General features: G+C 49.0%; 7 protein-coding genes. 4 read left to right on the forward strand and 3 right to left on the reverse strand.

The window, feature by feature from the left end:
• Positions 1-105: 105 nt before the first annotated feature.
• The gene (gene glnA, locus B2633_RS12635; RefSeq protein ID WP_483171054.1) at positions 106-1,539 is read right to left on the reverse strand and encodes a type I glutamate--ammonia ligase; all 1,434 of its coding nucleotides are present in this window, start codon (positions 1,537-1,539) and stop codon (positions 106-108) included.
• Positions 1,540-1,748: 209 nt separating this feature from the next.
• On the opposite strand from glnA, the gene B2633_RS12640 reads away from it, so the two are divergent.
• From B2633_RS12640 to guaA, 3 genes are all read left to right on the forward strand, one after another.
• A complete protein-coding gene (locus tag B2633_RS12640; RefSeq protein WP_483171055.1) occupies positions 1,749-2,486 on the forward strand; it encodes a LolA family protein in 738 nt (245 codons plus the stop codon).
• 148 nt (positions 2,487-2,634) lie between these two features.
• On the forward strand, positions 2,635-3,177 hold the full coding sequence (hpt, locus tag B2633_RS12645) for a hypoxanthine phosphoribosyltransferase (protein ID WP_483171056.1): 543 nt from the start codon (positions 2,635-2,637) through the stop codon (positions 3,175-3,177).
• A 13-nt stretch (positions 3,178-3,190) separates the two neighbouring features.
• Positions 3,191-4,723 (forward strand): glutamine-hydrolyzing GMP synthase, encoded by a 1,533-nt coding sequence (guaA, locus tag B2633_RS12650; RefSeq protein ID WP_483171057.1) that lies wholly within the window; start codon positions 3,191-3,193, stop codon positions 4,721-4,723.
• A 186-nt stretch (positions 4,724-4,909) separates the two neighbouring features.
• Here guaA and B2633_RS12655 read toward each other — a convergent pair whose 3' ends face one another.
• Both B2633_RS12655 and B2633_RS12660 read right to left on the reverse strand, forming a co-directional pair.
• On the reverse strand, positions 4,910-5,665 hold the full coding sequence (locus B2633_RS12655) for a Fic family protein (RefSeq protein WP_483171058.1): 756 nt from the start codon (positions 5,663-5,665) through the stop codon (positions 4,910-4,912).
• Positions 5,666-5,743: 78 nt separating this feature from the next.
• Positions 5,744-5,959 carry a helix-turn-helix domain-containing protein gene (locus B2633_RS12660; protein WP_481037757.1) on the reverse strand — a complete coding sequence of 72 codons (216 nt, stop codon included), beginning with the start codon at positions 5,957-5,959 and terminating at the stop codon, positions 5,744-5,746.
• A gap of 395 nt (positions 5,960-6,354) precedes the next feature.
• On the opposite strand from B2633_RS12660, the gene B2633_RS12665 reads away from it, so the two are divergent.
• Positions 6,355-6,531, forward strand: a complete 177-nt coding sequence (locus B2633_RS12665; RefSeq protein ID WP_483171059.1) for a helix-turn-helix domain-containing protein — start codon at positions 6,355-6,357, stop codon at positions 6,529-6,531.
• Positions 6,532-6,668: the final 137 nt, after the last annotated feature.

Genomic DNA, 6,668 nt, shown 5'->3' on the forward strand with positions numbered 1-6,668 from the left:
AACACTAAACAACTATTATATTATTTTATCATCTCAATGCCGAAGTTATGAAACAAAAAGGAGGGGTCTATACCCCTCCCGGTGTGTACGGCTTTGGCAGCATATTTATAGATCGTAGTACATCTCAAATTCCAACGGATGGGGAATGTCGTTGACCCGGCGGGATTCTTTGCGTTTATTCTCAATCCAGATTTCGATCAGGCGTTTCGGGAACACTCCGCCTTCGAGCAGGAAGGCATGGTCTTGTTCCAGGGCGTCCAGGGCTTCGTCGAGGTTCTTGGGCAGGCTTTTGATTTTGGCCTGTTCATCTGCTGAAAGTGTGTAGAGGTTTACATCATAAGGCCCGAATCCCTCTTTCACCGGGTCAATCTTATTCCTGATCCCGTCAATGCCGGCCATCAGCATAGCCGAGAAGGCCAGATAGGGATTGCAGGTAGCGTCGGAAGAGCGGAACTCGAAACGTTTGGTTTCGGGTGTCTTGGCATAAGCTGGGATGCGGATGACCGCACTGCGGTTGGAGGTGGCAAAACATATGCTCACCGGGGCTTCATAACCAGGCACCAGTCGCTTGTAAGAATTGGTGCTGGGGTTGGTAAAGGCCAGAACAGCGGGAGCGTGTTTGAGCAAGCCGCCAATGAAATAAAGGGCTTCTGCGCTCAACCCGGAATATCCCTCTTTGTCAAAGAAAATCGGTTCGCCTTTTTTGAACAAATGCATATGTACATGCAGTCCGCTGCCGGCTTCAGCAAAAAGAGGTTTGGGCATGAAAGTCGCGGATTTGCCTTCCTGGAAAGCCAGGTTCTTTATCAGGTATTTGGCCAGCATGGTCTTGTCAGCCATCTCTCGCATGCCGCCAAATTCCACTTCGATTTCTATCTGCCCGGGGCCAGCCACTTCATGGTGGTGGTATTTAACCGGAATATTGTTCTCTTCCATCAGGAGACACATGCGTGCTCTCAAATCGTAGAGGATGTCCTGCGGCGGAGTGATGTGGTAGCCCCCTTTGTGGGGAATCTTATAACCCAGATTCTCATATTCCTGGTCGCCGCTGTTCCAGATGGCCTGCTCTGCGTCTATAGTGAATCCAGCCCGTTGGGGATGGCACTCATAGGTCACATTATCAAAGACAAAGAATTCGTATTCGGGACCAATGTGCATTTCATCGGCTATCCCGGTAGAGACCATGAACTCTTCAGCTTTATAAGCGATGGCACGGGGATCCTGTGCAAAGCGATGGTTTTCCGGCTGAGCGATAACAAAAACATCTCCTATCATGCTCAGTGTCGGTACCTCGGTAAAAGGATCAAACACTGCTGTGGAGATGTCGGGTATGAAGACCATATCACTGTTTTCTATCGGAGCGAATCCATAATTAGAGCCGTCAAATCCTATCCCGTACTTAAGTGTATCGGGAGTGAACCGGCCGGTGGGGATCCCCAGGTGCCGCCACCGTCCATTCAGGTCAATCATCTTAAAATCAATCATCATGATGCCGTTTTCCGTGCAATAACTCATTACCTCTTCGTAGTTCTTAAACACTAAATAGCCCCCTTTGGCTTATAATCAACGTGCAAATTATAGCAGATAGTGGCGAATCGTAAAAGAGGTTTTATGCAGTATACAGTATATTAAATTGAGGATACGCCATATCCGATACTTAAAGCATTCCTGATCCGGTGATTAAAACTTGCTTTCAATTGTAATATATAGCCTCTTGCCCTAATACAATATACTACTCGTGAGTTTAGGTGAAGGCCGCCATCAGGCTTCTCACAGAAATTGGGGTGGAGTATATCAAACGCTTCTGGATTATCCTGCTCTCAGCTCTCGTCTTGATCAGTATTGCGGGGGCCCTCTCCGCAAAAACCATACATGACCATTATGTCAGATATAAACTGGTGCCCGCCGAGGAATTACAAGCGGCCTGTGACAACATGGCAGCCCTGACTCAATACCGCTTCAATTTAAAGTCAGGCTTTATAGTTGAACAGCGGGAGGAGGTGATAAGTCAAGTAGAGGGCGAAAAGGCCGAGGGAAATACGCATATAAAGGGGGAGATGGTAAACACACCTGTAGATATTTACTATATCGACCGTACCATCTACAATTATGATTCCTTCGCCAACAAGTGGTTGGTGATCGACAGCGACACCAGCAATTGCGAGGAGTTATTGATATCGGAGCTAAGTCCCCTCTCCAACTTCAGATTGAAATCGCTGGGTGAAGTACAGAAAATCGGATTTGAAAAAGTTGATGGTACGGAATGTCTGGTTGTCAGTTGCCAGCCCACGGTGGAAAGCCAATTGCTGGAAAGTATGTGGAAGGAATTTGACTACCAGTTCTGGGTTGATTACCACAACAATTTGATAAAGAGAGCGACTCTGACAGCGAAAAATCAACAGAATGATAATACCAGTTTACAGTTGAACGTTAATTTTTACGACTTTGACCAAAAAATCGAAATAAAGCCGCCAGTGAGCAGCTGATCATTCAGGTTTTTTAGAGGGGCAGCCCGAGCCCCTCTTTTTTAATGGCTTCAATTTGTTATCTTATATGTCCTTGGCATGGATGGAAACAAAATTGCACCGTTCCTCAGATAATTGCTATAATCCATTCATAAGGGGGGGGACAGGCATGAACTTAAATGAAGTCGAGATACTCTACAGCAAAGAACAGATTGCCGCCAGGGTGTCCGAACTAGGCCGGCAGATAGGCAAAGATTATGCCGGCGGCGATCTGCTGGTTTTAGGCATCTTAAAGGGCGCTTTTATATTTATGTCCGACTTAGTGCGGCAGATAGAAGGCGTCAACCTGCAGCTTGATTTTATGAGTGTTTCCAGCTACGGCGCCTCCAGCGAATCCTCCGGCGAGGTGCGCATCTTGAGGGATCTTGATTCATCTGTGGAAGGCAAGCACGTTCTGGTGGTGGAGGATATCATCGATACCGGACTGACCCTGGGATACATCAGAGAACTGCTTTTAAAACGGGGCGCCTTGAGTGTCAAGCTGTGCTGTTTCCTGGATAAACCATCACGGCGCAAGGGGCCGGTCACCCCGGATTACACGGGATACTCCATTCCAGACCAGTTTGTGGTCGGCTACGGACTGGATTACGCTGAACGCTACCGCTATTATCCGGCGGTTTGTATATTAAAGTCCTGGGTATATGAGAATTAGGAGTGCTTTTTTAATGGAAAGAGAAACGGTTTTGATCCTGGATTTCGGCGGACAGTATAATCAATTGATAGCGCGCCGGGTACGAGAGTTGTCGGTGTATTGCGAGATGGTCCCCTATGACATCAGCTACCGGGAAGTGATAGAAAAAAATCCGCAGGGCATCATCCTCACCGGCGGCCCGGCCAGTGTGCATGTGGAAAACGCGCCGGCCTGTGATCCCAGGATATTCGAGATGAATGTTCCCGTACTGGGGATCTGTTATGGTATGCAGCTTTTAGCCCATACCCTGGGAGGACAGGTGAGGGGCGGCAATCACCGCGAATACGGGCGTGCCCAGCTGGCAGTGACCCGGGATGATCTGCTCTTTAACGAGCTGCCTAAAGACATGCAGGTATGGATGAGCCACGGCGACTCAGTATTCACATTGCCGGAGGGCTTTGTGGAGACTGCCAGAACCGGCAATTGCCCGGTAGCTGCTATGTACCACCCGGAGAAACATTTGTATGGGGTGCAGTTTCATCCCGAAGTGAAACACACCGTCTACGGCATGGATATACTCAAAAACTTTTTATTCGCGGTGTGCGGTTTAAAAGGCGATTGGAATCTGAGCGATTTTATTGCTGAGAGTGTGGCTGATATCAAGGCCAAGGTAGGGTCAAAAAAAGTACTCTGCGCCCTGAGCGGCGGGGTGGACTCGTCAGTAGCGGCCGTACTGGTGCATCGAGCCGTAGGGGATCAACTGGTATGCGTCTTTGTCGACAACGGTCTGCTGCGTAAAGATGAGCCCCAACAGGTGATACAAACCTTCCAAGAGCAGATGCAGATGAACCTCATCTTCGCCGATGCGCAGGACAGGTTCTTGAAGCGCCTGGCCGGGGTCACCGAGCCGGAAAGAAAACGCAAGATCATCGGCGAGGAGTTCATTCGGGTTTTCGAAGAAGAAAAGAACAAACTGGGTGACATCGACTACCTGGTGCAGGGCACCATTTACCCGGACGTCATCGAAAGCGGCACCCGCACCGCCGACACCATCAAGAGCCACCATAATGTGGGCGGACTCCCTGAAGATATGGATTTCGAACTGCTGGAACCCCTGCGCTTATTGTTCAAAGACGAGGTGCGCCTGCTGGGTGAAGAATTGGGAATTCCCGCTCATATCCTGTGGCGCCAGCCTTTTCCGGGGCCGGGGCTGGGGGTCAGGGTATTGGAGGAGATCACCGCCGAGAAATTGACCATGCTGAAAGAAGCTGATGCCATAGTCAGGGAAGAAATCAGCAAAGCCGGACTGGACCGGGAGATCTGGCAGGCTTTCGCGGTTCTGCCCCCGGTGCGCAGCGTCGGCGTCATGGGCGACGAGCGCACCTATGCCCATCCCATCATCATCCGCGCCGTGGTCAGCGACGATGCCATGACCGCGGAATGGGCACGCCTGCCCTACGAGCTGTTGGACATCATGTCGCGAAGGATCGTCAACGAAGTGCGGGGCATCAATCGGGTGGTATATGACGTAACTTCCAAACCTCCGGGGACGATTGAGTGGGAGTAAAATAGTCCTTGCTTGACATTATTATGAGGGGTGTCTGCTCATAAAGCTAGCGTAAAACAGCCAACATCTATAGAGTATTAAATATAACAACACGATAACAAAAGCCGCCACGAGCCAGGTACAGATCCGAGACGGCTTTAATGCAGAAAGAGCGTGATATTCCTCTGCAGGGATACGCGCTCTATTCTATTTCAGATCCGGAAGCGGAATATGCAAAAGGCGCATAATCTCCTTCTGGGTCTCATACACTCGCTCAGCGATGAAATCGCAGAACGGTTCAGGTTTCCCTTTGTTCTGGTATTGGCGGATGGTATCGTTATATTCCGCTCGTAATACCGGCGGGATAATCGCCAGCTGGTAGCCGTCCTGGATGAGTGCAAGATTCATAATGAGACGACTCGTCCTGCCGTTCCCATCAGTAAATGGGTGGATACTTACGAATTTGATATGGAGCAGACCAGCAAAGGTCACAGGGTGATATTTCCCCCGCTCGTTTGAGATCCAGGCATCTAGTTCAGCCATGCTCCTCTCCAATTCGTCCGGGTGCGGGAACACATAATCAGTCCCGGAAACCACGACCGGCTCCTTTCGCCATGTGCCAGCGTTCTCCTCATCAATTTCCCTGTAGAACAGGCGATGCATAGCTTTTATATCTGCCGCGGAAATGCGTCGCTCCCCTATTAAGGTGAACATGAAATTATAAGCTTTTCCATGGCCAACTGTCTCGTAGAAATCCCGGAGCGGCCGGCCGGCAATCGTCAGACCATCTTCAAGTACCACCTTCGTCTCGCTGATGGTGAGGGTATTCCCCTCTATGGCATTACTCGACCAGGTGAGACCAATACGGTAATAATCTTTCAGCTGCTCCAGCATGTGACCCTCGAAGGGACGAACCGCGCCGATAGCCGCATGGCAGCGGTCGATTTTTTCATATATTTTCATTTCATCAGCTCCCATTTACAGATTTGATTCAGGCTCTCAGAGAGCCTGGAAGCCTGCAGGGGATAAGAACCACCCTTGTTAGTATTCCACCCTCTCGCCGCTCGGCATCACAAAAGCTCCTATATATTCACAGCCTGACGCCTTGGCGATTTGCTTTAGTTCATCAACCGTGAAGCTTTCACGTTTCATTTTCTGGCTGAAGGCCTGTGGACTTTTGCCTGATAGGCGACCAAGTTCAGAGACGCTTATCCCAAGCTTAACGCAAAGAATTTTGAGCTGTTCAGATACTGACATACCACCACTCCTTATTAATATTCTCATTATAAATGGAATTGTTTAGAATATCAACGTAAGCATTTCATTATTATTGAAAAACATTAAAAAATTCATTGTTGTTACCAAACGGGAAGACGATTATGGGGTACAGCCCGCCAAGGGCCACAAGAAAATTCTACGGCTGCCGGCATTTTCATTTTTATATTTGTTGGGAAACGCCCAAAAACATGGATATAAGGGCGCGAGATAGAGTTCACTTGACGAAAACCAAGCGTTTGGCTCACGAGAACTAAAAGCAAAGGCAAAATGGAGATGTTGATACACCTCTTTTTGCATTAGCCAATTTCGATTGTGTATATTTCGCTTCTGCGATATCATGGGAAATATTACATCTTTCTAAGGGGATTCTCAAAATGAACGGAATAACAACCAAAAAGGCTGCTGAGAAATGGGGTATTACGCCTCGCCAAGTGCAACTGCTATGTGCCCGGGGCCGCATACCCGAAGCGGTTCGTTTCGGCAATGCCTGGGTAATTCCTGCTGATGCGCAAAAACCGAAAGATGGCCGAAGCGAGAAAAAGTCCAAGTAACATATCAGAATCAAAGGATAAGGGGAGAGCGGCATGATAACCGGCGAGCTGAAGAATAAAGTCGATAAACTCTGGGAGATGTTCTGGACGGGGGGCCTTACGAACCTGCTGGATGTCATCGAACAGATTACATACCT

It is taken from the genome of Syntrophomonas sp. UBA1041 (assembly GCF_002316705.1).
Taxonomy (GTDB): domain Bacteria; phylum Bacillota; class Syntrophomonadia; order Syntrophomonadales; family Syntrophomonadaceae; genus DTU019.